Raw genomic sequence first — 23,482 nt, forward strand, 5'->3', positions numbered from 1 at the left:
CTACCCGCCCGGACGAGATGTTCACCCGCACCCTCGCCGGGATGGAAAGATGGTGCCCATGAGCTCCACCGATGAGACCCCCGCCGGCATCGACGCTCCGGTCGGCACCGATCAGGCCACCCGTGACATCGCCCAGGTCGCGGCCGTCGAGGTCATCACGACCGCCGCCGTACACCTCATGAGCGCCGCCGCCGTGAAGTGCGGGCTGGCCGAGGGCGATGACGCCGAGGAGCTCAAGGACCTCGACGAGGCCCGCAAGCTGATCACCGCGCTGGCCGCGCTGGTGGTCGCGAGCGCGCCGGACATCGGCAACCAGCACGCCCGCTCGCTGCGGGACGGCCTGCGCAGCCTCCAGCTCGCGTTCCGCGAGGCGTCGGTGATCCCCGACGCGGCGGGCGAGGGGCCGGGCGAGAAGTACACGGGTTCCGTCGTCTGATGACCGAAGCTCCCCTCGTAGCGGCACCCGGCCCAGCTCCGGAACCGGGTCCGCGCCGTGGCCGCGGCTCTCGTGTGCTCGCCGTCCTGCTGGTCGCCACCATCGCCGTCGGCGCCTACCTGTGGCTGACGACCGTCCGCTGGCAGCGCAGCTCCGCCGAGTGGGAGGAGAAGGCGCACGGGTACGCCGAGGAGGTGGCGTCCTTGCAGCTGCAGCTCGACGGTGCCAACTCGGAGCTCAAGGCCGCCCGCGACCAGCTCTCCACCGCGACGGCGCGCATCACGGACCTGGCGAACGAGAAGGCCCAGCTCGGTGACGAGAACGTCGCCTCGCAGCAGTACCTCGACTACCAGACCCAGGTCAGCGCCGCTGCCGCCACGGTCGCCTCGGCGCTGGGGCAGTGCGTGTCGGGCCAGGAGCAGCTCGTCGGCTACCTCAAGGACGCCGACCAGTACGAGGCCGCGGACCTGAACCGCTACGAGCGGCAGGTCAACGAGCTCTGCGCGGATGCCGAGCAGGCCAACGAGTCGCTGCAGCAGGAGCTGCGACCGTGAGGTGGGGAGGGCGCTCGCGCGCGGGCCGGGCCCTCGCCGCCGGAGCCCTCTTCGTGGCCGGGTCGCTGTCACTGGGCGGCTGCGGTGTGCTGCCGCCCCTGCCGGAACCGGTGCCGAGCGACATTGTGCCGTCCACACCGGTGGACCTGTCCCCCGCGGCCGGCAGTGACACCCTGAGCCCCGACGGGTTCGACGCCGTGGAGCGCATGGCGGTCCGGATCCGGAACGTCGGCTGCGAGGAGCTGTCGACGGGTTCGGGGTTCGCCATCGACGACCACACGCTGATCACCAACAAGCACGTCGTCGCAGACTCGGAGGAGCTCGAGGTCAGCACGTACGACGGGCATGACATCACCGTCGGCGCGACGGCGACGGCGGGGCTCGCGGACCTGGCCGTCGTCCGGACCACCGACCCGCTGCCGTCGTTCCCGGAGCTGGCGAAGACCGACCCGAAGCCGGGCGATCCCGTCACCGTGGTGGGCTACCCGGCGGGCGGGGAGCTCACCGTGACGGAGGGCGAGGTCATGGGCACGACGCGCGACCCGCTGAACGCGAACCTCGGCGAGGTGCTGCTCACGGACGCCCCGGTCGAGCCCGGCTCGTCCGGGTCGGCAGCGCTGGACGACAAGGGTCGGGTGATCGGCGTCGTCTACGCGAAGACCGCGGACGACAACAGCCTGCTCGTGCCCCTGTCGACGCTGCAGGACATGCTGGCCGACGACACGGCGTTCACCCCGGCAACGGGTTGTTGACCATGCACCTGCTGCCAGAACGGAGCCCGTTCTGGCAGCAGGTGCATGGTCATCTCGCGCTGTGCAGCGGCTCGCCGCTGTCAGCGCGCCGCGCCGATCCGCAGCTCCAGCGAGTCCACCCGGGCCGAGATCACCTGTGACGCCGCGAGCCGGGCGTTGACCTGGCCCAGCACCGTGTCGAGCCCGGCGCGGTCCAGCCCCGGGTCGAGCCCGAGCACCACTGCGACCTCGGCCTTGCGCCCGGGCTCGGCGTGCGCCCGCACCACGTGCTGCACGGGCGCGGCCGCGACCGCGATCTCCGACGCGATCTCGGGGTCCACGGCCAACCCGTCCTCGTGCGGGACGAGGGCCGGCCGCCACTCCTCGCCCTGCGCGAGCGCCCAGACGGCAGGTCGCGGGACGAGCGCCGTCGCGGGCCCGGCGGGGTCCACGACAATGAGGGCCCAGTTCTCGTTCACCGCGGACAGGGCGGCGCGCGTGGCCTCGACGGGTACCGGGCGCGCGTCGGGTCGCCAGGTCTGCATGGCTGCGACCGACGTGAAGACGGGCAGCGCTCGGCGCCCGTCCGGTGCTTCGAGCGCCACGACTCCCGAGGACGCCTCCTTGTCGACGGGCAACCCGTCCGGGTTCTGCTCCGCGACACCGAGCTCGGCCAGCACCGGGACCAGCACCCGGGTCTCGGCCAGCCGGGCGACGACGTCGCGCAGCTGGACCGTCCCGGTCGTGTAGCCGGCCAGCAGGCTGGTCAGCTCGTCGTCGGCCGAGCCGTCGTCGTCCGCGAACTGGCTGGAGGGCTGGATCGACTTCACTCCGGCGCCTCGTCGCTCGTGCGCCCGGCTGCCCCGGCAGCCGGGCGGCCGGCGACGTCGAGCGCCTCGGGCAGCGTGAACGCGCCCGCGTACAGCGCCTTGCCGACCACGGCGCCCTCGATGGTGCCCAGCGAGCGGAGCGCGCTGAGGTCGTCGAGCGACGAGATGCCGCCCGAGGCGACGACGTGCGCGGAGGTGCGCGCGGCGACGTCGGACAGCAGGTCGAGGTTGGGGCCGCGCAGCGTGCCGTCCTTGGTGACGTCCGTGACCACGTAGCGGGCGCAGCCGGCCGCGTCCAGCCGGTCGAGGACCTCCCAGAGGTCGCCGCCCTCCTTGGTCCAGCCGCGTGCGGCGAGCGTGGTGCCGCGCACGTCGAGCCCCACGGCGACGCGGTCGCCGTGCTCGCCGATCACCTTGGCCGTCCAGGCCGGGTCCTCCAGCGCGGCGGTGCCCAGGTTGATACGCCGGGCGCCGGTCGCGAGCGCACGCTTCAGCGACTCGTCGTCGCGGATCCCGCCCGACAGCTCCACCTGCACGTCGAGCTCACCCACCACCCGGGCCAGCAGCTCGGCGTTGGAACCGCGCCCGAAGGCGGCGTCCAGGTCCACGAGGTGGACCCACTCGGCGCCACCGGACTGCCAGTCCAGGGCGGCCGTGAGCGGGTCGCCGTACGAGGTCTCGGATCCGGCCTCCCCTTGGACGAGGCGGACGGCCTGGCCGTCGGCGACGTCGACGGCGGGCAGGAGCACGAGGCGGTCGGACATATCTCTCCAAAGTCAGTCTGAGTCTGAGCTGAGTGCTGGGTATTTGTCGTATCGACCCCTGCCGGACGACAAATATCCAGCACTCAACGGGTCGTGGGTGGGGGTTAGGCGAGCGAGCGGACCCAGTTCTCCAGGAGGCTCGCGCCCGCGTCGCCCGACTTCTCCGGGTGGAACTGGGTCGCCGCCAAGGGGCCGTCCTCCACGGCCGCGACGAAGCGGCCGCCGTGGTCGGCCCAGGTGACCTTCGGCGGGGAGAAGATCCCCACGGCGTTCTCGTCGTACCCCTTGGTGAAGGCCTGGGCGGCGTACGAGTGCACGAAGTAGAACCGCTCGTCGGCGATCCCGTCGAAGAGGACCGACCCGTCGGGCACGTCGACCGGCGACCAGCCCATGTGCGGCACGACCTCGGCCTGCAGCCGCTCGACGACACCGGGCCACTCGCCGATGCCGTCGGCGCGCTCACCGTGCTCCACCCCGGCGTCGAACATGACCTGCATACCCACGCAGATGCCGAGGACCGGACGGTTGCCGGCGAGCCTGCGGCCCACCACCTCGTGCCCGCGGACCGCCTTCAGCCCCGCCATGCAGGCGGCGAACGCACCGACCCCCGGCACCACGAGGCCGTCGGCCTCCTGCGCGGTGGCGCGGTCGGCGGTCAGCGTCACGTCCGCACCGACCCGTTCCAGCGAGCGGACGGCGGACCGCACGTTGCCGAAACCGTAGTCGAGTACGACGACCCTCGTGCCCACGCTCAGGCCCCGTCCGTGCTGTCCGGGCCGGGCTCGCCCTTGCCCATGCCCTTGCGTGCCTTGCGCGCCGCGGACGTCAGCATCCGCACCGCCTTGAACTTGCTGATCGAGGTCGAGCCCACGACGCCGTCGAAGTCGTCCACGGAGGTGGCGCCCGTCAGCAGGTCGACCACGTCCTCGGGAGCGCCGCCGAGCACGAGACCCGGGGCGAGCTCGTCGCCGCGGGCCCCGTCGGAGAACCGGACCGCCGTCATCTGCTCGCCGGTGCGCGTCACCAGGACGAGCGGGACTCCCCGGACGAGCTGGGAGACCGCCGCCGCGGCCTGTTCGGGCGCGTCGCCCGCAAGATCGCGGAGCACGCCGACGGCCCCGACGGCGGTGGGTACGGCGTCGAGGTCGAGCTGCGCCAGGGAGCTGGCCGCGGCGAGCGGCTCGGCGCCGGCGATCTGCGTGATGAGCGCAGCGAACTCCGGCTCGCCGCTGCCGGTCAGGGACGACAGGTCGTCCGGGATCTCGAGGTTGTCGAGATCGAAGTCGGGCAGGTCGTCGCCGGTCGGCGTGTTGCTGCTGGACCCGTCGTTCTCGGGCCTGGTGCTGTCGGTGCTGTCGGACATGGCGGCTAGAGCGCACCCTTCGTGGACGGGATGCCGTCGACCCGGGGGTCGACGGCGACGGCGGCGCGCAGCGCACGCGCCAGCGCCTTGAACTGAGCTTCGACGATGTGGTGCGGGTCCCTGCCGGCGAGCACCCGTACGTGCAGGCAGATGCCCGCGTGGTGGGCGATCGACTCCAGCACGTGCCGGGTCAGCGAACCGGTGAAGTGGCCGCCGATGAGGTGGTACTCCTGGCCGGCCGGCTCACCCTCGTGCACCAGGTAGGGCCTGCCCGACACGTCGACCACCGCTTGCGCGAGCGCCTCGTCGAGCGGCACGAGCGCGTCGCCGAACCGGGAGATGCCGGCCTTGTCGCCGAGGGCCTGACGCAACGCCTCGCCGAGGCTGATCGCCACGTCCTCGACCGTGTGGTGGGCGTCGATGTGGGTGTCGCCGGTCGCCTGCACCGTGAGGTCGATCAGCGAGTGCTTGCCGAGCGCGGTGAGCATGTGGTCGTAGAACGGCACGCTCGTGCTGATCTCGGTACGTCCCGTGCCGTCGAGGTCGAGCTCGACCAGCACCTTCGACTCGGACGTGGCGCGCTCGACGCGTGCTGTCCTGCTCATGACCGTTCCTCTCCCTGCTGACCCAGAACCTCGGTGAGCGCCGCGCGGAACGCGGCCATCTCTGCGGGCGTGCCGATCGACACGCGCAGCCAGCCGTCGGGGCCGGTCTCGCGGATCAGCACGCCGCGATCCAGCAGACCCTGCCACACCGCGTGCCGATCGCTGAACGTGCCGAACAGCACGAAGTTGGCGTCCGTCTCGGCCACCTCGAACGGGAGACCGCTCGGCAGCCGCTGCGCACGCAGCCAGGCGACGCAGTCGTCGCGCTCGGCGCGCAGCGTGGCGACCTGCGCCATGAGCGACTCCCGGTGCCGCAGCGCGGCACCCGCCGCTGCCTGCGTGATCGCGCTCAGGTGGTACGGGAGGCGCACGATCCGCAGTGCGTCCACGAAGTCGCCCGAGGCGACCAGGTAGCCGAGCCGCGCACCGGCCGCAGCGAACGCCTTGGACATGGTGCGGGTGACCGCCAGGTTCGGATACCGCTCCAGCAGCGCTACCGCCGACGGGGTGCCGGGACGCCGGAACTCCGCGTACGCCTCGTCCACCACGACGACGGGATGCGCACCGTCGACGTCGACGGTCAGGGCGGCGTCGCAGACCGCCTCGACGGTGGCCGTCGGCAGCGCCGTGCCGGTCGGGTTGTTCGGGCTGGCCAGCAGGATCACCGACGGCGCCACCTCGCGGATGGTCTCGGCGGCATAGGCGGGGTCGAGCGTGAAGTCGCTCTCCCGGCGGCCGACCGACCAGGCCGTGTGCGTGTCGCGCGCGTACTCCGGGTACATGGAGTAGGTCGGGGCGAACGACAGGGCCGTGCGGCCCGGGCCGCCGAAGGCCTGCAGCACGTGCAGCATCACCTCGTTGGACCCGTTCGCGGCCCACACGTCGAGGTGCTCCAGGCTGACGCCCGTCTCGACCTCGAGGTAGTCCGCCAGGTCCCGGCGCAGCCCGGTCGCGTCGCGGTCCGGATAGCGGTTCATCCCGCGGGCGGCGCGCGCCACCTCCTCGGCGATGGTCGCAACCACCTCCTCGCCGGGCGGATACGGGTTCTCGTTGACGTTCAGCAGCACCGGGACGTCGAGCTGGGGCGCGCCATAGGGTTTCTCGTCCGCGAGCTCGGGGCGCAACGGCAGCCGCACCGAGGGCGCGCTGTCCTCCGCACTGTGCTGGTCGACGGCGTGGGTCATCACCCGACCAGTCTACGAACCGTGCGGCGCCGACCTGGTATGAGTCCGCCCACCGGGCGAGTGGGCATGATCACCGCACGGTCACCGCACGCCCAGCACGAACGGGTACACGGCGCCCGCGCCGGCCTGGCGGAGCAGCCGGGCGGCGACCGTGAGCGTCCAGCCCGAGTCGGTGTAGTCGTCCACGAGCAGCACCGTGCGACCCGGCAGACCCCGGAGCGCACCCTCGCCGAGCTGCAGCTGCAGCCGGCGCGCCACCCCGGCGAGCCGCATGGCGGAGTTCACGTCGTGCCGCCCGGGCTCCTCCTGCCCGGCGACGGGACCGATCGCGCCGATCATCGGCACGCCGAGGTACTTCGCCAGCCCGGTGGCCAGGTGGTACGACAGCTGCGGCCGCTTGATCGACCGGACCGCCACGACGGCCTCGATCACGAGCGGGCCGGGCTCCGCGGCACCTGCCTCCCCGTCGTCCGCCTCGGCGGGCGCGACGGCGGGGCGCAGCGCGCTCCACTCGTCCAGCACCCGCGCGGCGGCACGGCGCAGCGGCACCGGGAGCTCACCGTCGCCGGCGGTCGGGGCGAGCAGGTCGCGCAGCGGTCCGGACCAGCCCAGGCCGTCGAGCCGGGCGACGGCCCGACCGGGTTCGGCCAGCTCGGCCGGCAGGATCTTGCCCTTGAGGTCCAGGCCGATCGACGCCAGGCCCGTCGGCCACATCTTGCGGGTCTCGACCTCGACGCCCGGGCGGTCCATCTCGGCCCGCGCCGCGGCGACCGCCTCGGCGTCGGGCGCCTCGGGCAGGTCCATCGCACCGCACCGGTCACAGCGCCCGCACTGCCAGCCCGGGGTCAGCTCCGGGTCGTCGAGCTGGGCGCGCAGGTACGCCATGCGGCAGCCCTGGGTGGCGACGTAGTCGACCATGGCCTGCTGCTCCGCGGCCCGGTTGGCGGCGACGCGGGCGTATCGCTCGGCGTCGTACGACCACGCCTGGCCCGTCGACTCCCAGCCGCCGCGCACCCGGCGGACCGCGCCGTCGACGTCGAGCACCTTGAGCATGGTCTCCAGGCGGGACCGGCGCAGGTCCACCTGGGTCTCCAGCACCGCCGTCGACATGGTGCCGCCGTCACGCAGCGCGTCGAGCGTGGCCCGTACCTGACCCTCGGCGGGGAACGCCTGCTCGCCGAACCAGTCCCAGATCGCCTTGTCCTCGACCCCCGGGAGCAGCACCACCAGCGCCTGGTCGACGCCACGGCCGGCACGTCCCACCTGCTGGTAGTAGGCGATCGGCGAGGACGGCGCGCCCAGGTGCACGACGAACGCCAGGTCGGGCTTGTCGAAGCCCATGCCCAGCGCCGAGGTCGCGACGAGCGCCTTGACCTCGTTGTTCTTGAGGTCCGCCTCCAGCTGCTCGCGCTGCGCGGGCTCGGTGCGGCCGGTGTACGCGGCGACCCCGAGGCCGTAGCCACGCAGCTGTTCGGCGACCTGCTCGGCCGCCGACACCGTGAGGCAGTAGACGATGCCGGACCCCTCGATGTCCTGCAGCGCCTCGGCCAGCCACGCCACCCGCGTGGGCTGGTCGCCGAGCTCCAGCACGGCCAGGTGCAGCGACTCACGGTCGAGGCCGCCGCGGAGCACCAGCACGGGCTCGTCGCTCGCGCCGTCCGCGTGCACGGCGAGCTGCTCGGCCACGTCCTGGGTGACGCGCTCGTTCGCCGTGGCGGTCGTGGCGAGCACGGGGATGCCCGTGGGCAGGTCGGCCAGGAGCGTGCGGATGCGCCGGTAGTCGGGGCGGAAGTCGTGCCCCCAGTCCGAGATGCAGTGCGCCTCGTCGATGACCACGAGGCCTGCGTCGGCCGCCAGGCGCGGGAGCACCTCGTCGCGGAACGCGGGGTTGTTCAACCGTTCCGGCGAGCAGAGCAGCACGTCCACCTCGCCGCGCGCGATCGACGCGTGCACCTCGTCCCACTCGGTCATGTTGGCCGAGTTGATGGTCACCGCGCGGATCCCCGCTCGGGCGGCCGCCGAGATCTGGTCGCGCATGAGCGCCAGCAGCGGCGACACGATCACCGTGGGACCGGCGCCGCGCGCCCGCAGCAGGCGGGTGGCGACGAAGTACACGGCCGACTTGCCCCACCCGGTGCGCTGCACCACGAGCGCCCGGCGACGGAAGGCGGCCAGCGCCTCGATGGCGGTCCACTGGTCGTCCCGCAGCCGCGCGTCGTCGCGGCCGACCAGCTCGCGCAGCGCAGCCTCGGCCTCCGCACGCAACGAGGCGCCCGGCGTGGCGGTGGTGACCGGTGACACGGCCGGCTCGACCGGCTCGACCGGCTCGGGCGGCGCGTCCGGCGCGTCGGGCACAGGGTCCGGTACGGGACCGGACGCCGTGGCCGGCGGCGGTGGCGCGGCAGCGGCCGTCGCGGCGGCGGCCGCCGCTCCCTCGTCCAGCAGACCGCGCAGCATCTGGAGCTTGGCGGCCTGCGCCTCAGGCGTGTTCCGGGCGGAGGGCGGCGGCGCCGGATCACCGACCTCGGTCAGGAACGCTGCGTCGTCCGGCGGCTCCTCCACGTTGAAGGGCAGATCTGCGAAGGGGTCCTTGGTCACGTCACGATCCTAGGAGCAGCCACCGACACCGCGTGCGGGTCGTCCACAGGTTCCGGCCCGGAGATCCGTAGAATCACCGCCCGTGACCTCCACCACGGACGTGCCCGACCCGCAGGCGGACCGGGAGGTGCGCCACGCGAACTTCCGGGCGTACTACGACGCCGAGGCCGCTGACCGGGCCCACCGGCCGATCCCGCCGTGGCGCACGGCCGCACAGGAGGAGTTCCTCGTCCTGCTCGCCACCGAGCGACGCCGCACCGTGCTGGAGATCGGCTGCGGCCCGGGGATCGACGGGGCGGCGATCGAGGCGGCAGGGTTCGAGTACACGGGGACGGACCTCTCCCCCGGCATGGTCGAGGTCGCCCGGGCGGCCGGCCTGGACGCCCGGGTCGCGTCGGCGACCGAGCTCCCGTTCGGCGACGATGCCTTCGACGCCGCCTGGTCGATGAGCACGCTGATGCATCTCGACGACGCCGAGCTGGACGCCGCGCTGGGCGAGATCACGCGCGTGCTCGTCCCCGGCGGGCTGTTCGCGGTGGGCATGTGGGGCGCCCAGGAGCTGACCGTCGGCCCGCTGGCCGCACCCGACGAGGGCTACGGACCACCGCGCTACTTTCACCGCCGCACCGACCAGACGGTGCATGAGCGTCTCGGCGAGCACGGCACGGTCGAGTCCTGGTGGACGCGGCCGAGCCGCCCGGGCAGCAGCCACCGCTACCAGTACGCCGTGGTCCGCACGGTCGGCGCCGACGACTGACGCCGGCCGGTCACGTACGCTGCCGGGCGATCACCTCCAGCGCCCGGACCGCCGTATCGACGCCGTCCTCGGCCCGGACCTGTTCGCCGATGCGCCGCGCCGCGCGGGACATGGCCGGGCTGCCGACCAGCTCCGTCAGGGCGGCCGCGAGCGCCGCCGGTTCGAGCTTCTTCTGCGGCTGCGGCGCCGGGCCCACGCCGAGCCGCTGCACGAGGCGGCCCCAGAACGGCTGGTCGGCCACGAACGGGCAGACGAGCTGTGGCCGGCCGGCGGCGAACGCGACGCCGGTGGTGCCGGCACCGCCGTGATGTACCACGGCGGCCATGTGCGGGAACAGGGCGCGGTAGTCGACGTCCGTCACCGCGAACACGTCGCCGGGGAGGTCGCTGACGTCCAGGCCGCCCCAGCCCGCGCCGACCACGAGGCGGCACCCGGACCGCCGGACCGCCTCCAGCACCGTGCGGGTGGTCCGCGCGGGGTCGGCGCCGGCCATCGAGCCGAAGCCGACGAAGACGGGTGGGGTGCCGTCCGCGACGAAGCGGAGCAGGTCCTCCGGCAGGGGGCTCGGCTCGCCGGCCAGCTCCCAGTACCCGGTGGTCCTGGCCTCCGGAGGCCAGTCGGCGGGCCGCGGCAGCACCGAGGGGCTGTACGCGTGCAGCACGGGGGCGTGCCCGCCGTCGGGCCGCCGCATCGGGTCGTGCCGCCCGCGCCGGCGTGGCAGGCCCAGGGCGTCGCGGCGCCAGCGGTCGATGCCGCCGCTGAACATCAGCGCCGTGCTCTTCATGCCGGCGAACGTCGCGCGGTTCAGGGTGGCGGGCAGCCGGGCCGGCAGCTCCACGCCCGGCCAGGGAAACTCGCGGGTCGGCACGTACATCGGGATGGGCAGCGCGAGCACGGCGGGCACGCCCAGCGCCTCGGCGACGTGCTGGCCGGCGACGATCTGGCCGTTGTGGACCACCACGTCGGCTCCGGAGCCGCGCGCGACCGACCAGCAGTCCTCCAGCACCCGCGTGAACATCGCCGGCAGGGTGCGCATCAGGTTCAGCCGGGCACCGATGCCGCCCTCGAGCAGCGCGCCGGCGTTCTCGCCGTCCAGGAGCGCCACGGGTCCGTCGTCGACCCCCGCGAAGGCGACGCCGTGCGCGGCGGCGAAGTCCGCGAACCGGTGGGGCGCGACGACGACCGCTTCGTGCCCGGCCGCCTGCAGACCCTGTGCCAGCGCGAGGAACGGCTGTACGTCGCCGCGCGTCCCCAGCGTCATGAGCAGCGCCCTCATCAGGCGGTCTCGGTGCGGGCGCCGGTGCTCATGCCGGGTCCCCTCGTCGCGTGGTCAGCCCGGTCGCGACGAGGTCGGCGACCAGGTCGAACGTCGGGCGGTAGGCGCCGGGGTAGGCGAGGTACTGGGTGTTCAGCGGGATCAGCAGGACCGCCTGCAGGGCCCCGACCGCGACGGCGGGGTCGTCGCCGACCACGTCTCCATGCGCCTGCCGGTCCCGGACGTAGTCCAGCAGGGCCGTGGAGGGGTTGGTGTCCCCCATCGCCGCCATGTGCTCCGGGCCGAGGCGCGCCGCGACCGCTGCCATCTCCTCGGGGTGGGTGACGAGGCGCCGCCACAGAGCGTTGTTCTCCAGCACGTCGAGGGTGGCGTGCAGGAATCGGAGCAGTCCCTCGCGCACCTCGTCGGTGGACAGCAGCGCACGGTCGATGACCTGCGTCTTGACCTCGCCCGCCTCCTCCACCATGAGCTGGAGGTACAGCGCTTCCTTCGAGTCGAAGAACTGGTAGAACGTGCTCTTCACGATGCCGGCCGGTGCGACGAGCTCCTCCAGCGCGGTCTTGCGCAGACCCTGCGTGGTGAACAGGTCCCGGCCGGCGGCGAGCAGCGCCCGGCTGATGCGGTCCCGCTCCTGGGCGGTGAACCCTCGTGGCATGGTGAGCCTCCTTCGGAGGCCATAAAAACAGATCAGTCACATGTTCTCAACTGCCGACGTCGCCACGCTGCCCGACGGCGAACGCCCGTGCGTCCGCCGTCGGGCAGCGGCTACCGGCCCTGCAGCGCCTTCACGTTGTCGCCGAAGGTCCAGCCACGCGAGCCGTCCCAGTTGATCGACCAGGTCATGAGTCCCTTGAGCGCCCCGCCGTACGACCCGTACGCCTGCGACACGAGCGCCGGTTCCAGGTACCCGCCACCCGCGCCCACCTGGGCAGGCAGGCCCGGCACCTGCTTCTCGTACGGCACCCGGATCGTGGTGCCCTGGATGACGAGCCCGTCGTCCAGGCAGTCGGTCTGCGCCCGGAACCCCTCGACCGTGCCCGCCGCATAGGAGTTTCCGGAGCAGTCGTACATGCTGCCGTTGTAGTACTGCATGTTGAGCCACCAGAGCCGGCCGTTGTCGGCGTACTTCTTGATGATGGGCAGGTACGAGCCCCAGATCGAGCCGTAGACGACGCTGCCGCCGGTCACGTAGGCCGTCTCCGGCGCCATCGTCAGCCCGAACCCGTCCGGCATCCCGGCGAGCACACCGTCGATGATCCGCATCAGGTTGGCCTGCGAGGTCGACAGCTGCGTGATCGAGCCGCTGCCCGTCAGGCCGGTCTCGATGTCGATGTCGATCCCGTCGAAGTTGTACTCCCGCAGGATCGGCACGATCGTCTCGACGAACCGGTCCGCGACGGCCTGCGACGAGAGGTCGATCCCGGCGGTGGCACCGCCGATCGACATCAGGATCGTGAGGCCGCTCTCCTTCGCCGCGCACATCTCCTCCGGCGACGGCACCCGCACGCCGGAGTCCATGCCGTCCTCCCACCGGACCGTGCCGTCCGGCAGGATCACGGGGAACGCCAGCGTCGCCACGTTGTACCCGTGCTGTGTGATGCGGGTGTCCGTCACCGGGATCCAGCCCATCCCGGGATGCACGCCGTTGCTCGCGCCGTCCCAGTTCTCCCAGTAGCCCTGCAGCACCTTGCCCGACGGGCGCGGCCGCTGGCTGCAGTCGGTCGGCGTGGGCTCGGGGTCCGGCGTCGGGTCGGTGGGGTCCGGCTCGGGGTCCGGCGTCGGATCGGTGGGGTCCGGGTCCGGCTCGGTGGCGCACGCGCCGTCGTCGGTCCACAGGCTCGGCGTGGCGTCCGGCGTCCAGCCGGCACCGACGTGCGCGGTGTGGCCGACGAGCGCGGTGTAGCCGCGGCCGAGGTGGACCACGTGGTCGCCGGCGGCATACGCGCTGCCCTCGGCCCAGGTCGGCGCGGTGCAGTTCGCGGCAGCAGCCAGGGCCACCGGCCCGGTGTACGCGACCACGGCCGGTATCGACAGTCCGGTGACGAGCAGGGCGGCGACTCCTGCCGCCACGAACGATGTACGGCGTCTCATGGCCACTCCTTCGGGGCAACGGGCATTTGTCAGGACGCTAGCCAAATACCGCGCGGCGGGGAATACGGGGAACCCACACCTAGACTCGCGTGGTGATCCGACTCAACCCTGAGCAGCTCGTCTTCGTCACCGAGCGCCACCTCGCGACCCTCACCACCCTGCGCCCCGACGGATCCCCGCACGTGGTCCCCGTCGCCTTCACCTGGGACGCCGACGCCGGAGTCGCGCGGATCACGACGAACCGCACGTCGTTCAAGGCCCGCAACGCGGGCCCGCTGCCCGACGGCGGTGCCCCGCGCGCCGCGATCTGCCAGGTGGCGGGCGGCCGCTGGATCACGCTGGAGGGCACCATCGCCGTCAGCTCGGACGAGGCAGAGATCGCCGAGGCCGTCGCGCGGTACGCGCGCCGCTACCGGCAGCTGGAGCCGAACCCGGAGCGCGTGGTGCTGCGCGTGACGGTCGACAAGGTGATGGCCTCGACCTACATGGCGTCCTGACCCTCCACCACCCGACCGCCGCGGCGGCGGTCAGCCCACCTGGGCGGACGCCTCGCCCGTCGGGACCGAGACGCTCACCACGTCGCCACGGACGAGCTGACGGCCGCGGCGGGTCTCGACGTCGCCGTTGACCCGCACCTCACCGTCGGCGATGAGGTCACGGGCCTGCGCACCGTCCTCGGCGAGGTCGGCGAGCTTGAGGAACTGGCCCAGCCGGATGACGTCGTCCCGGATCGGGACCTCGGGTACGGAGTCGGATTCGAAAGCAGAGTTGGACACCACAGCATTGTCCCTCGCCCGCCGCCATAGACTGGCAACGTGATCCAACGCATCGATCTGCGCGGCCAAGCCCTCGGCCGCCGCGCGCTCCTCGACGTCCTACCCCGTGCCGAGGTCGGAGTGGACGAGGCCGTCCATGCGGTCGAGCCGCTCCTGCGCCAGGTCCGCGAGGGCGGCGCCGCCGCGCTGCGCGAGATCGCGCTGCGGTTCGACGGGGTAGCGCCCGAGCACCTGCGAGTCCCTGCCGCCGCGCTGACCGACGCGCTGGACAGCCTCACCCCGCTCGTCCGCCGCGGCCTGGAGGAGTCGATCCGCCGGGTCCGCCGCGTGCACGCCGAGCAGCTCCCCGCCGACCACGTGACCGACCTCGCGCCGGGCGCCGTCGTGCGCCAGCGCTGGATCCCCGTCCAGCGGGTCGGCCTGTACGCGCCCGGCGGGCTGGCGGTATACCCGTCGTCGGTGGTCATGAACGTCGTCGCGGCGCAGGAGGCGGGGGTGCCCGGTCTCGCCGTCGCCTCGCCGCCGCAGAAGGACAACGGCGGACTGCCGCACCCGACCATCCTCGCCGCGTGCGCGCTGCTCGGTGTGGACGAGGTCTACGCCGTCGGCGGCGCGCAGGCCGTGGCGATGTTCGCCTACGGGGCAGCCGGCAGCCAGGAGCAGGACGGCGACACCCTGTGCGAGCCGGTCGACGTCATCACCGGCCCCGGCAACGTGTACGTCGCCGCGGCGAAGCGGCTGGTGCGCGGCATCGTCGGCATCGACGCGGAGGCCGGGCCCACCGAGATCGCCGTCCTGGCCGACGCCACCGCCGACGCGGGGCACGTGGCCCTCGACCTGATCAGCCAGGCGGAGCACGACCCGATGGCCGCGTCGGTGCTGGTCACCGACTCGGCCGAGCTGGCGTCCGCGGTCGAGGCCCGCGTGCAGGACCTCGCGTCCGCGACCAAGCACTCCACGCGGGTGGCCCGCGCCCTGGAGGGTCCGCAGTCCGCGATCGTCCTGGTGGACGACGTGGCCGCCGGCGTGGCGGTCGTCAACGCCTACGGCGCGGAGCACCTCGAGGTCCAGACGGCCGACGCCGCCCGGGTCGCCTCCCGCGTGCACAGCGCGGGCGCGATCTTCGTCGGGCCGTGGTCGCCGGTGTCGCTGGGCGACTACATGGCCGGGTCCAACCACGTGCTGCCCACCGGGGGCACCGCGCACTTCGCGAGCGGCCTGGGTGTGCACAGCTTCCTGAAGTCGGTGCAGCAGGTCGAGTACACGCGCGACGCCCTCGAGGAGCTGGCCGACCGCATCGTCGCGGTGGCCAACGACGAGGACCTCCCGGCGCACGGTGAGGCGGTACGGGGCCGCTTCCACTGACCCCTGCTTCCACTTGACCTCTGCTTCCACTGATCTCTGCTGTCCCGGCAGCTCCGATCTCCTTCGAGGCCTAAGTTACTTCGCTCTGGGACCCGTCAAAGCGAAGCAGCTTAGGCCTCGAAGGGGGTCGGCGGCCGGCAGACGGCGGAGCGCCGGCTCCAGGGCGGATCGGTCACGGCGGCGGATCCACGGCGGCGGATCCCATATCGGGTGAATCCTGGACGAAATCATTGACACAGCCTCCTGACGTGCGCGAGGAATAGCGAGCACCTGCTCGAGTTCGTTCCATCGCTGCCGTATCGAGGGAGCCGTCGATGTCTCACCGGTCCAGAACGTCCATGCTCGTCATAGCGGCCGTCACGGCATTAGCGGCAGTAGCCGCGCCGGCGGCCGTCGCCGTGCCCGCCGCCCCACCCGCAGCGGACAAGGTCGAACCGCGGGACGTCCTCGCCGAGAACCTCGTGCCGGCCGAGACCACGCCGGAGCCAGGCGTCGAGCGCACGCCGGCCATGCAGAAGCTGGCGTTGGGGCGCGGGAAGGCAGAACGCACCTACCTGATCCGGCTGTCCGACGCCGCGGTGCCCACCTACGACGGCGGTGTCGACGACCTGGACGCGACGGCCCCCCGGTCCGGCCGCACGCTCGACCCGTCGACGCCGCGCGTGCGTGAGTACACCGAGTTCCTCGAGGCGGAGCAGGACGGCTTCGTCACTCGCATGGAGCGCACGGTGGGGCACGACGTCGAGGTGCCGTTCACGTACCAGTACGCGGTCAACGGTGTCTCCGCCGTCCTCACACCCCAGGAGGCCGCGGAGATCGCCAAGGACCCGGCCGTCGAGCACATCGCGCTCGACAAGGAGCACGAGCTGCACACGGACTCCGGCCCGGCCTGGAGCAACGCGGACGCCCTGTGGAACGCCGTCGAGGAGCTCGGCCTGCCGGAGGACTACCAGGGCGAGGGCGTCGTCATCGGCACCATCGACACCGGCATCCACCCGAGCAGCCCGTCGTTCGCCGAGACCGGCGACGACGGCTACACGCACACCAACCCGCTCGGCGCGGGCAACTACCTGGGCGCGTGCGACCCGGCGAACACCGACCAGTACGACCCGGACTTCCCGTGCAACGGCAAGCTGATCGGCGCCTACGGGTTCCTGACCGCCGACGACCGGAGCGCCCTGGACGAGGACGGCCACGGCTCGCACACGGCCTCGACGTCGGGCGGCGGTGTGGTCCACGACGTGACCCCGAGCGCCCCCGAGGGCACGAACCCGCCGACGTTCGACATCTCCGGTGTGGCCCCGCACGCGAACGTGATCAGCTACCGCGGCTGCTGCACCACCGCCGGCCTGACCGCGTCGATCGACCAGGCCATCGCCGACGGTGTCGACGTGATCAACTACTCGATCGGCTCGTCCTCCCCGTCGGATCTGTGGAACGACTTCGACGCCCTCGGCTTCCTCAACGCGCGCGCGGCGGGCATCTTCGTCGCGACGTCCAACGGCAACGACGGCCCCGGGTTCGCCACCACCGGCTCCCCCGCCGACGCGCCCTGGCTCACGTCGGTCGGCGCCTCGACGCACAACCGGCACGCCTTCAACACCCTCACCGGGCTGACCAGCAGCGCGGGCGACCTCGGCGACCTCACCGGCAAGTCCCTGACCGGCCCGCTGCCCGCCACCGAGATCGTCTACGCGGGCTCCGTCGACGATCCCGAGTGCCTCGCGGCGTCGGGCCACGAGACGGCGTTCGCCGACAAGATCGTGATCTGTGACCGCGGAGGCAACGGCCGTGTCGCGAAGTCGGAGAACGTCGCGGCGCAGGGCGCCGCCGGCTTCGTCCTGGCGAACGACGACGTCAACGGCGACTCCGTGCTCGGCGACGCGTTCGCCGTCCCCGGCGTGTTCCTCTCGTACGACGACGGCGAGACGCTGAAGAACTGGCTGGCCGAGGGCTCCGCCCACACCGCCGCCATCACGGGCACCACGTTCACGCAGGACGACGCCCTCGGCGACACCATGTCCAGCTTCTCGTCGCGCGGCCCCAACCGGGCGGTCGACACGATCGTGCCGTCCATCACCGCGCCCGGCGTCGACATCCTCGCCGCCTACGGCGTGGCCGACGGCGCGTACGACCACGTCGAGTACGGCATCATCTCGGGCACCTCGATGTCGAGCCCGCACGTGGCCGGCGCGGGGGCCCTGCTCACACAGGCCCGTCCCGACTGGAGCCCCGCGCAGCAGCAGTCGGCGCTCATGACCACGGCGCGCACCAGCGTGGTGGACTTCGACGGCTCCCCCGCCACCCCGTACGAGCAGGGCAGCGGCCACATGGACATCGGGCTCGCCGCGCAGGCGGGCCTGCTGTTCGACGAGACCCACGCCAACTACCTGGCCGCCGACCCGGAGGCGGGCGGCGACCCCAAGACGCTCAACCTGCCGTCCTTCGCGGACAGCCAGTGCCTGGCCACGTGCTCGTGGGAGCGCACGGCGCAGGTTCCGCCGTCCGCCCCCGCGGACGTCACCTGGACCGCTTCGGTGGAGTCCGACGAGGGCCTGACGGTGTCGGTGGACATGGCCGAGACCGCCGTGTCGCCGGGTGACTCGCTCGACCTCGCCGTCTCGGCCGACGTCGTGGCCGCCCCCGAGGGCGAGACGCTGTTCGGGCGTGTCACGCTCACCCCGAGCAACCCGGACGTTCCCGTCGTGACCCTGCCGGTCGCCGTCGTCCCGGCCGTCGCGATCCTGCCCGCCGAGGTGGACATCACCACCCGCCGCGACGCCGGCTCGCAGGCCGTGACCGACCTCAGCTCCATCGAGGTCACCGACTTCACTGGATCGGTCCGCGGCCTGGTCGAGGCCGACCTGCACGAGGGCTCGCTCAGCCAGGACCCGACCAACGACACGCCGTACGACGACCTGAGCCAGGTCGACGTCACCACGCTGGAGGTGCCCGACGGCGCGGCGCGGCTCGTCGCCGAGATCACCGACGCCGAGGCGCCCGACCTCGACATGTTCGTGGGCACCGGGGACACGCCGAGCGCGGCGACCCAGGTCTGTGCCTCCACCACGTCGGCCTCGGCAGAGGCCTGCGACATCCCCGACCCGGACGCCGGGACCTGGTGGGTGCTGATCCAGAACTGGGGCGGCAGCGAGGACCAGCCGGACGAGCACGTGCTGGCGACCGCCGTCGTCCCGGCCGAGGACCTCGGCAACGCGGGCGTGGCCGGTCCGGAGGGCTCCGTGCCCGCCGGCGAGCCGTACGACGTGCGCGTGCACTGGGACCTGCCCGACGCCGCCGAGGGTGACCTGTACTTCGGCACCGCGGTGCTCGGCACCTCGCCGGACAGCCCTGGCGACATCGGGGAGATCCCGGTCCGCCTGTCCCGCGTGGCCGACGACGTAACCAAGACCGCGTCCACGGACGCCGCGGGGATCGGCGACACCATCGGGTACGACCTGACCGTCGAGCCCAACGTGACGCCGGAGGACCTGACCTACACGATCACCGACACGGTGCCCGACGGGCTGAGCATCGACCCCGAGTCGGTGACCGGCGGCGGCGTGGTCGACGGGCAGACCATCACGTGGGAGGTCGACCTGCCCACCCCGGTGGGCGTGGCGGGTGCCTACGAGGCGTCGACGCCGGAGACGGACCCGCAGTGCGCGGCATGGTCCGGGTTCCTCGACCTGGGCGAGGCCGGCGTCGGCTTCAGCTCGCTCGACGGGGACAGCGCCGCCGTCAACGCGTTCCCGAACATTGGGCCGTTCCCGCACTACGGCGAGCAGTCGCCGCACCTCACCGTCTCCGAGGACGGCCTGATCACCGTCGCCGGTGGCTACACCGGCAGCCCCTGGGTGCCCCAGGAGGTCCCGGCCACCGCCGGACCGAACGGTGTCATCGCGCCGCTGTGGTCCGACCTGGAGCTGTCGCTGGCCAACGACCGCGGCGTGCGGCTGGCGACCTCCGGCGGCGAGGTCGCCGTGGTCCAGTGGGACGACCCGTTCGAGTTCGGGGCTGACCCGACCGACCCGTCCAACTCCGTGGGCACGTTCCAGACGTGGATCTACAACTCGGTGTCGGACGACCGGCCGGAGATCACCTTCGAGTACGGCACCGTCGGCACCCTGCCGGCCTCGGCCACCATCGGGATCGAGAACCTCGCGGGCACGCTCGGCACCGCCGTCGTGAACGCGGGCGACCCGACCGAGGCGCTGGCCGACGGCGGCAGCATCTGCCTCGACTACGCCGGGCCGAGCCTCGACCCGGTCGAGCTCTCGTACGACGTCACGGTGGATCAGGACGCCACCACCGGCACGTACACCAACTCCGCCGAGCACATCACGTCCGACCCGTACGCGGCGCCCGTCGTCGTGTCGGCCGACGTCACCGTCACCGGCGTGGCAGCGCCCGCGTGGGAGGCACGGACCACCTACCGGGCCGGCGACTCGGTGTCGTACGACGGCGCGGTCTACGTGGCCCAGTGGTGGAGCAAGGGCGATCGCCCGGGTGCCTCGCCATGGGGCCCGTGGGCCGAGGTCGGCGCCGAGGTCGTCTGCGAGTCGGACACCTACCAGGCCTGGACCAGCTCGTGGATCTACACGGGTGGCGAGACGGTAGTCCACGACGGCCGCCTCTGGCAGGCGCAGTGGTGGACCCGCAACCAGGAACCGGGCGCCGCATGGGGTCCGTGGCAGGACGCGGGCGCCTGCTGACCTGACGGCCCACGCAGGAGGGCGCCTGCCGGAACTCGGCAGGCGCCCTCCTTCCTGTCTCTCCTGGGGGACCCATGAACGACCGAGTCACCGCACGTGGGCTCACGGTGGCCCTCTGGGCCGTCACCACGGGGACGATCGCTGCCGCGCTCGTACTCGCGGCCGTCGACCGTCTCCTGATCGCGTCGGCCGTGTGCTTCCTCGGCTGCCTTCCGATCGCCCTCATCGCCTGGGGGCTGGACCGTCGGACGCCGCCACGCAGCAGCGCCGAGAAGCGTGCCACGGGGTTGCGGCTGGGGCTCAGGATCGCTGCCGGCGGCGGTACCGCGACAACGGCCGCTGCTGTCCTGCTGATCGTCGCCCCCCACTCCGTGGGACACCTTCCAGAACTAATGTTGTGGACGGGTGCGACGTTCCTGCTCAGCGGGGTCACCGCCCGCCGGAACGTGCGCTCGCCCGACGGGACCCTGGCCGAGGAAGAGGGCAGCACCGAACGGGCGAGCGCTGCTCACGCCGGGCGCGGCGTAGCATTCCTGCTCGTCCGGAAGAACCGCTACGGAGTCGCCCTGTGGATCGCCGCGATGAGCGTGCTCGCAGCAGGGCCGGCACTCTTCAGCGGGGTCCCCCGACCGCTCGTCGGAGCCCTGGTGCTGCTCCTCGGAGGCCTGCCCCTGGCGGCACTCGCGCTCACCTCCCGGCAGGCGCGGGACCACGCACCGGATCAGGAGGGCGCTCCGTGATGGGGCCGGGCGCCCACCCCCGTACCGGACGTCAGCCCGCCGTGCCGACGAGACCGTTCTGGTAGGCCCAGATCACCACCTGCACCCGGTCGCGCAGCCCGAGCTTGGTCAGGACCCGGCCGACGTGGGTCTTGACCGTCGCCTCGGCCAGAAAGACCTCGCCGCCGATCTCCGCGTTGCTCAGGCCCTGCGCCACGAGCCGCACGATCTGGACCTCGCGGTCCGTGAGGGCGGCCTCGGCGGCGGCTCGCCTCCCCGGGTCGGGGACCGCCGGGAGCATGAGCTCGACCAGACGGCTGGTGGTCGACGGCGACAGGACCGAGTCTCCCCGGTGCACCACGCGGATCGCCGCGGCGAGCTCGTCGACCGAGGAGTCCTTGAGCAGGAACCCGGACGCCCCGGCACGGAGCGCGGCGAAGACGTACTCGTCGATGTCGAACGTGGTGAGCGCCAGAACCCTGGTGCCGGGATGCCGGCCGAGGATCTGGCGGGTGGCATCGATGCCGTCGACCTGCGGCATCCGGATGTCCATGAGCACCACGTCGGGCACGTGGAGCAGCGCCTCGTGCACGGCTTCGACGCCGGTGGCGGCCTCGCCGACGACCTCCATGTCCGGCTGCGCCCCGACGCTCGCCACGGCGCCCGCCCGCACCAGATCCTGGTCGTCGACCACGAGCACCCGGATCATGCCGCCGACTCCGCCCGCGCGGGAACCGTCGCGGTCACGACGAACCGCCCGCCACCGAAGCTCTCGGGGTCGGTCGTGACCAGGGTGCCGCCGACCGCCAGCAGCCGTTCCCGCATGCCGGTCAGACCCATCCCCGCGTCGGCCTCGGCCCGCGTCCGGACCCGGTCGTTCGCGACCGTCACCGTGAGGTGGTCGCCGCCCCACCGCAGGGCCAGGTCCACTGCCGCTCCGGGACATGCGTGCTTGGTCACGTTGGTGATCGCCTCCTGGACGAGTCGGTAGACGGCCACCTGGGCGGCGCCGCTCACGGACAGCGGCGCACCGTCCGTCGTCTCGGTGACAGCGCAGCCGAGCGATCGTGCGCGGTCGACGAGCTCCGGGAGGTCGGCGAGGCCGGGCTGTGGCCGGGGATCCGCATCACCGTCCCGGAGCAGCCGCAGGATGCCCCGGATCTCGTGGAGCGACTCGCGCGCGGTCTCCTCGATCGTCGCGAGCGCCGGCGCGGTCCGGGACTCGTCGAACCGCGCCACCCTGGCCTGCCCGATGATGGCCGACAGCGAGTGGGCGAGGACGTCGTGCATGTCACGGGAGATGCGGCCACGTTCCTGTGCTGCGGCGAGCTCCTCGCGCCGCGCCCGGTCGCGGCGCTCGGCGTCAGCACGCTCCTCGGCGAGCCGGGTAGCGACGAGCTGCGCACGACGCAGGCGACCCATCGTCCACGAGCAGGTCACCACTGCTGCGAACAGGAGAAAGAGCAGCCACGACGTCGGCCCGAACCCCGAGACGACGACGCTCGGGTCGACCGCGTGCCGTACGGCCGCGAGCGCCGAGCCGACGAGACCCAGTGCGAGGGGCAGCCACCGCCCGGCGTAGGCCGCGGCGGCGTAGAGGCTCATCGGGAGCACCAGCGTGGAGGGCAGCAGGTAGAACAGTCCCGTGACCGCGACCTGACCGCCGACCGCCGCACCGACGAGGAGCATCGAGGCCAGCGGCCGGGAGCGGCGCCACGCGAGGGCACCGTGCGCGACGAGCGCGAGCGCCGACACGATCCATGCCTGCGGTCCCGGGAGCGAGGTGACCACCACCAGCACGGTGAGGGGGAACAGGACGACTGCGGCGACGCCGGCGATCAGCACGTCCCCGCCCGTCGGTCTGGTGTTCACACTGCCCTCCTGCGCCGGTCCATCAGCTGGAGCGTCGCGACGAGCACGACCACCCCGAGCATGAGCCAGGTCCCGTAGACGCACAACACCATCAGGGTCGCCGGGTCCGAGGAGAAGGGCACCACGCCCTCCGCGAGGCCGGTCAGCTGCGCGAACATACCGAAGACCATGAGGAAGCCCATGCTGAGCAGGGCCATCGAAGCCCCCCAGCCGCCGATCACGAGTGCCCGGCCGAGCACGGGTGGTGTGCGCGACGAGAGCATCAGGAGCACGAGGAGCAACGCCGACCCGAAGGCGGCCAGCTCCATCGCGGGAAAGATGCCCTGTTCGGCGGGGGTCGGGCTCGCGAGCGCCTGCGCCCACCACACGAGCTTCAGCAACGGGTACGGGACGACGAGGACCGTGGCCGCCCCGGCCAGCACGGCCCGGGTCCGGGAGCTCGTCTCCGTCGAACGCACCCGCAGGCCGGCGCGGCGCCACGTGTGGTGGACGGTGACGAGAGCGGCGGCCAGGCTCATGGCCCGGGCGACGGCTCCCGGCCAGTCGACACGGGAGAAGTCGCCTGCCGGTATGCCGGTCGCCCAGAAGAACGCGCGGAACGCCTCGAGGACGACGCCGCCGGAACCGCCGAGGAAGAAGACGGCGGCCGCCCACCCGAGCACCGCCTCGGCACGGCCGCCAGGAGCGGAGCGGGCGGCGAGCAGCGAGGCGAGCAGGAGCACGACGGCGACCAGCGTGGTCCAGGGTGGCGGGAAGATCAGCGCGTAGTCCTCGGCCGGGCCGAGCAGCAGTGCCGTGCTGGAAGCGGCGACGGCCACGGCGGCCGTACCTGCGACGGCGACGCCG

At 72.8% G+C, this 23,482-nt stretch carries 22 protein-coding genes; 8 read left to right on the forward strand and 14 right to left on the reverse strand.

Annotated features, from left to right (window positions below):
- Positions 1-58: 58 nt before the first annotated feature.
- Genes ACFSL2_RS07565 through ACFSL2_RS07575 form a run of 3 tightly spaced genes read left to right on the forward strand, consistent with a single transcriptional unit; the run spans position 59 to position 1,742 of the window.
- Entirely contained in the window at positions 59-436 is a 378-nt protein-coding gene (locus ACFSL2_RS07565; protein WP_377197261.1) for a DUF1844 domain-containing protein, read from the forward strand.
- Positions 436-990: a hypothetical protein gene (locus ACFSL2_RS07570; RefSeq protein WP_377197262.1), complete on the forward strand. Its 555-nt coding sequence runs from the start codon at positions 436-438 to the stop codon at positions 988-990. The genes ACFSL2_RS07565 and ACFSL2_RS07570 overlap by 1 nt, the downstream gene beginning before the upstream one ends.
- A complete protein-coding gene (locus ACFSL2_RS07575; protein ID WP_377197263.1) occupies positions 987-1,742 on the forward strand; it encodes a S1C family serine protease in 756 nt (251 codons plus the stop codon). Before ACFSL2_RS07570 ends, ACFSL2_RS07575 begins: the two co-directional genes overlap by 4 nt.
- Before the next feature lie 80 nt (positions 1,743-1,822).
- Here ACFSL2_RS07575 and ACFSL2_RS07580 read toward each other — a convergent pair whose 3' ends face one another.
- The 7 genes from ACFSL2_RS07580 to ACFSL2_RS07610 all read right to left on the reverse strand — a co-directional run bounded on the left by ACFSL2_RS07580 (position 1,823) and on the right by ACFSL2_RS07610 (position 9,065).
- Positions 1,823-2,551, reverse strand: coding sequence for an SseB family protein (locus tag ACFSL2_RS07580; RefSeq protein ID WP_377197264.1), 729 nt, complete (start codon positions 2,549-2,551; stop codon positions 1,823-1,825).
- Positions 2,548-3,315, reverse strand: a complete 768-nt coding sequence (gene priA, locus ACFSL2_RS07585) for a bifunctional 1-(5-phosphoribosyl)-5-((5-phosphoribosylamino)methylideneamino)imidazole-4-carboxamide isomerase/phosphoribosylanthranilate isomerase PriA (RefSeq protein WP_377197265.1) — start codon at positions 3,313-3,315, stop codon at positions 2,548-2,550. The genes ACFSL2_RS07580 and priA overlap by 4 nt, the downstream gene beginning before the upstream one ends.
- Before the next feature lie 104 nt (positions 3,316-3,419).
- Positions 3,420-4,064, reverse strand: a complete 645-nt coding sequence (hisH, locus tag ACFSL2_RS07590) for an imidazole glycerol phosphate synthase subunit HisH (protein ID WP_377197266.1) — start codon at positions 4,062-4,064, stop codon at positions 3,420-3,422.
- 2 nt (positions 4,065-4,066) lie between these two features.
- Positions 4,067-4,678: a hypothetical protein gene (locus ACFSL2_RS07595; RefSeq protein WP_377197267.1), complete on the reverse strand. Its 612-nt coding sequence runs from the start codon at positions 4,676-4,678 to the stop codon at positions 4,067-4,069.
- Positions 4,679-4,683: 5 nt separating this feature from the next.
- A complete protein-coding gene (hisB, locus tag ACFSL2_RS07600) occupies positions 4,684-5,283 on the reverse strand; it encodes an imidazoleglycerol-phosphate dehydratase HisB (RefSeq protein ID WP_377197268.1) in 600 nt (199 codons plus the stop codon).
- The gene (locus tag ACFSL2_RS07605; protein ID WP_377200784.1) at positions 5,280-6,467 is read right to left on the reverse strand and encodes a histidinol-phosphate transaminase; all 1,188 of its coding nucleotides are present in this window, start codon (positions 6,465-6,467) and stop codon (positions 5,280-5,282) included. The genes hisB and ACFSL2_RS07605 overlap by 4 nt, the downstream gene beginning before the upstream one ends.
- A gap of 81 nt (positions 6,468-6,548) precedes the next feature.
- Positions 6,549-9,065 carry a RecQ family ATP-dependent DNA helicase gene (locus tag ACFSL2_RS07610; protein ID WP_377197269.1) on the reverse strand — a complete coding sequence of 839 codons (2,517 nt, stop codon included), beginning with the start codon at positions 9,063-9,065 and terminating at the stop codon, positions 6,549-6,551.
- Positions 9,066-9,147: 82 nt separating this feature from the next.
- Here ACFSL2_RS07610 and ACFSL2_RS07615 point away from each other — a divergent pair, with 82 nt between their 5' ends.
- On the forward strand, positions 9,148-9,822 hold the full coding sequence (locus ACFSL2_RS07615; protein WP_377197270.1) for a class I SAM-dependent methyltransferase: 675 nt from the start codon (positions 9,148-9,150) through the stop codon (positions 9,820-9,822).
- Positions 9,823-9,832: 10 nt separating this feature from the next.
- Here ACFSL2_RS07615 and ACFSL2_RS07620 read toward each other — a convergent pair whose 3' ends face one another.
- The 3 genes from ACFSL2_RS07620 to ACFSL2_RS07630 all read right to left on the reverse strand — a co-directional run bounded on the left by ACFSL2_RS07620 (position 9,833) and on the right by ACFSL2_RS07630 (position 13,189).
- Positions 9,833-11,098, reverse strand: coding sequence for a glycosyltransferase (locus ACFSL2_RS07620; protein WP_377197271.1), 1,266 nt, complete (start codon positions 11,096-11,098; stop codon positions 9,833-9,835).
- A 28-nt stretch (positions 11,099-11,126) separates the two neighbouring features.
- A complete protein-coding gene (locus ACFSL2_RS07625; RefSeq protein WP_377197272.1) occupies positions 11,127-11,753 on the reverse strand; it encodes a TetR/AcrR family transcriptional regulator in 627 nt (208 codons plus the stop codon).
- Positions 11,754-11,863: 110 nt separating this feature from the next.
- Positions 11,864-13,189 (reverse strand): carbohydrate-binding protein, encoded by a 1,326-nt coding sequence (locus ACFSL2_RS07630; RefSeq protein WP_377197273.1) that lies wholly within the window; start codon positions 13,187-13,189, stop codon positions 11,864-11,866.
- 92 nt (positions 13,190-13,281) lie between these two features.
- On the opposite strand from ACFSL2_RS07630, the gene ACFSL2_RS07635 reads away from it, so the two are divergent.
- The gene (locus ACFSL2_RS07635) at positions 13,282-13,686 is read left to right on the forward strand and encodes a pyridoxamine 5'-phosphate oxidase family protein (protein ID WP_377197274.1); all 405 of its coding nucleotides are present in this window, start codon (positions 13,282-13,284) and stop codon (positions 13,684-13,686) included.
- A gap of 30 nt (positions 13,687-13,716) precedes the next feature.
- Here the strand turns inward: ACFSL2_RS07635 and ACFSL2_RS07640 are convergent, their stop codons facing one another.
- Positions 13,717-13,968: an RNA-binding S4 domain-containing protein gene (locus ACFSL2_RS07640; RefSeq protein ID WP_377197275.1), complete on the reverse strand. Its 252-nt coding sequence runs from the start codon at positions 13,966-13,968 to the stop codon at positions 13,717-13,719.
- A 36-nt stretch (positions 13,969-14,004) separates the two neighbouring features.
- Between ACFSL2_RS07640 and hisD the strand changes: the two genes are divergently transcribed.
- The 3 genes from hisD to ACFSL2_RS07655 all read left to right on the forward strand — a co-directional run bounded on the left by hisD (position 14,005) and on the right by ACFSL2_RS07655 (position 20,785).
- Complete coding sequence (gene hisD, locus ACFSL2_RS07645) at positions 14,005-15,330, forward strand: histidinol dehydrogenase (RefSeq protein ID WP_377197276.1); 1,326 nt, start codon at positions 14,005-14,007, stop codon at positions 15,328-15,330.
- A gap of 338 nt (positions 15,331-15,668) precedes the next feature.
- Positions 15,669-20,045: a S8 family serine peptidase gene (locus ACFSL2_RS07650; RefSeq protein WP_377197277.1), complete on the forward strand. Its 4,377-nt coding sequence runs from the start codon at positions 15,669-15,671 to the stop codon at positions 20,043-20,045.
- A 74-nt stretch (positions 20,046-20,119) separates the two neighbouring features.
- A complete protein-coding gene (locus ACFSL2_RS07655) occupies positions 20,120-20,785 on the forward strand; it encodes a hypothetical protein (RefSeq protein ID WP_377197278.1) in 666 nt (221 codons plus the stop codon).
- A 31-nt stretch (positions 20,786-20,816) separates the two neighbouring features.
- On the opposite strand, the gene ACFSL2_RS07660 is transcribed toward ACFSL2_RS07655, so the two are convergent.
- From ACFSL2_RS07660 to ACFSL2_RS07670, 3 genes are read right to left on the reverse strand one after another with little or no spacing between them, the layout of a single operon-like run.
- Positions 20,817-21,473 carry a response regulator gene (locus ACFSL2_RS07660; protein ID WP_377197279.1) on the reverse strand — a complete coding sequence of 219 codons (657 nt, stop codon included), beginning with the start codon at positions 21,471-21,473 and terminating at the stop codon, positions 20,817-20,819.
- A complete protein-coding gene (locus tag ACFSL2_RS07665; RefSeq protein WP_377197280.1) occupies positions 21,470-22,636 on the reverse strand; it encodes a sensor histidine kinase in 1,167 nt (388 codons plus the stop codon). The genes ACFSL2_RS07660 and ACFSL2_RS07665 overlap by 4 nt, the downstream gene beginning before the upstream one ends.
- A complete protein-coding gene (locus ACFSL2_RS07670; RefSeq protein ID WP_377197281.1) occupies positions 22,633-23,454 on the reverse strand; it encodes a hypothetical protein in 822 nt (273 codons plus the stop codon). Before ACFSL2_RS07670 ends, ACFSL2_RS07665 begins: the two co-directional genes overlap by 4 nt.
- Positions 23,455-23,482: the final 28 nt, after the last annotated feature.

Source organism: Promicromonospora aerolata (genome assembly GCF_042682255.1).
Taxonomy (GTDB): Bacteria; Actinomycetota; Actinomycetes; order Actinomycetales; family Cellulomonadaceae; genus Promicromonospora; species Promicromonospora aerolata.